Source organism: Syntrophomonas sp. UBA5494, from assembly GCF_002426325.1.
In genome coordinates, this window is the sequence record NZ_DIPG01000006.1 from 21949 (window position 1) to 23549 (window position 1601).

Annotated in this window: 2 protein-coding genes; both read left to right on the forward strand. The window is 53.0% G+C overall.

Annotated features, from left to right (window positions below; all coding sequences use genetic code 11):
• The coding region (locus tag B3W37_RS00670; RefSeq protein WP_483174485.1) for an argininosuccinate synthase at positions 1–816 on the forward strand (816 nt) is incomplete at its 5' end.
• 306 nt (positions 817–1122) lie between these two features.
• Positions 1123–1601: ZIP family transporter (locus B3W37_RS00675; protein ID WP_483174486.1), on the forward strand; the 479-nt coding region annotated here is incomplete at its 3' end.

Consider the following 1601-nt stretch of genomic DNA (forward strand, 5'->3'; position numbering starts at 1 on the left):
TTGAATCCCGACCTCAAAATTGTAGCCCCCTGGAGGGAATGGAACATCAAGTCCCGGGAAGACGCCATTGATTATGCCCTGGCTCACGGAGTGGAGATCCCGGTCAGTAAGGAAAAGATCTACAGCCGCGACCGCAACCTGTGGCATATCTCCCACGAAGGCGGAAATCTAGAGGATCCCGCCAACGAGCGCAAAGATGATGTCCTGGTGTTGACCGTACCGCCGGAACAGGCCCCGGATAAACCCGCCTATGTGGAGATAGGCTTCGAGCAGGGCGAACCGGTATCCCTGGACGGCAAGGATTACGGCCCGGTGGAACTCTTGAGTGAACTCAACCGCTTGGGCGGGGCCAATGGGGTGGGGATCGTCAGCCTGGTGGAAAACCGCCTGGTGGGGATGAAATCCCGCGGCGTGTATGAAACCCCGGGAGGAACCATCCTTTACCGCGCCCATGAAGAACTGGAGCGGCTTACCCTGGACCGCCGCACCCTGCAATTCAAAGAGCAGATGGCGGTAAAATATGCCGAACTGGTTTATGACGGCAACTGGTTCACAAAACTGCGCTACGCCATGGATGCATTTATCAACGAGACTCAAAAGACCGTGACCGGGTCGGTCAGGGTCAAGCTCTATAAAGGCAGTTGCGAAGCGGTGGCCTCCCAATCACCCTATTCTCTTTACAATGAGCAACTGGCCACCTTCAGCCAGGATGAATTCTACAGCCACCAAGATGCCGAAGGATTCATCAACCTTTTCGGCCTGCCTTTGAAAGTGCAGGCTTTGCTGGAGCGGAGAATTAAAAACCAGCAAGGTTGAGCGCCAGCTTTTCCTGGCATAATTAGCAACCATATCGGAAAGCTGATTTGGAAAGTACAGCAGGATGTCCGGCATCCTGCTGTACTTTTTCATAGTATATGAAAATCAGCGAAAAACCCTGTCCTATTTGACAACCAGCTACAGGTGATTTCCGAAGAGCCGGGGTTGGCTAGGTTCATAAAAATGGGGGCAGGATTGGCTCATGTTTTCGTTGGGCGGGGGTTTATTCATTTGACATCGTAAATAAGCATAAGCATTTGTCAAAACCCTCATACTAGGGTTTACTATAGGCATGGAGGTAATCAAATGGATACTTCTGCTTTCATGTTCGCCTTTGCCTTGACCCTGGCCGCGGGCCTTTCCACCGGAATCGGCAGTGTGCTGGTTTTTTTCACCAAAAACGACAATACCAAGTTTCTTTCCGTCGCGCTGGGTTTTTCCGCCGGGGTCATGATCTATGTTTCAATGGTCGAAATCTATCAGAAGGCCAGAGAAGCATTAGGGCAGGTTCTGGGACCCAGCGCAGGCGATTGGGCCACCGCCGGGGCCTTTTTTGCCGGGATGTTTTTGATTGCGCTTATAGACCGCTTGGTTCCGGCGGAAGAAAATCCTCATGAACCGCATAGAGTCGGAGAGATCCGGGAGGCTTCCTCCCGACCGGTGGACTCGACCAAACTCATGCGGATGGGCATGCTGACCGCTTTGGCCATCGCCATTCACAACTTCCCGGAAGGGCTGGCGACTTTCACCATGGCCATTAAAGACCCTGGCCTCGGCATTGCCAT